The organism is Hoskinsella mucinilytica, from assembly GCF_045223415.1.
Lineage (GTDB): Bacteria > Bacillota_I > Bacilli_A > Erysipelotrichales > Erysipelotrichaceae > Hoskinsella > Hoskinsella mucinilytica.
Genome location: NZ_JBEQZJ010000126.1, coordinates 1 through 420 on the forward strand (window position 1 = coordinate 1; position 420 = coordinate 420).

Here is a 420-nt window from a genome sequence, read left to right on the forward strand (position 1 = left end):
TCCCATGATATTGGTTGGATTTACTGCTTTATCGGTTGATATCAATATGAACTTCTTAGCTCCATACTGATCCGCTGCTTTTACTACATTTAATGTTCCGAACACATTGTTCTTGATGGCCTCATTTGGTGCATCTTCCATCAATGGCACATGCTTGTGTGCTGCCGCATGATAGATGATATCCGGATGATACTTTTTGAATAGATCATTTACTTTGCCTTTATCTCTCACGGATGCGATTAGTGTTTCTAAGTTTAGATTCGGATAATCATGTTTTAGTTCTAACTGGATGTCATAGGCATTATTTTCATAAATATCTACAATGATCAATTGCTTTGGTTGCTTGGTAGAGATCTGTCTACATAATTCACTACCGATACTTCCTCCACCTCCGGTTATCATCACGACCTTGTCTTTGAC

1 protein-coding gene is annotated in these 420 nt (G+C 38.1%); it reads right to left on the minus strand.

Features of this window, described 5'->3' with window-relative positions; genetic code table 11:
* A partial coding sequence (locus tag UGRO018_RS17820) for an SDR family NAD(P)-dependent oxidoreductase (protein ID WP_416327856.1) occupies positions 1-420 on the minus strand: 420 nt, incomplete at both ends.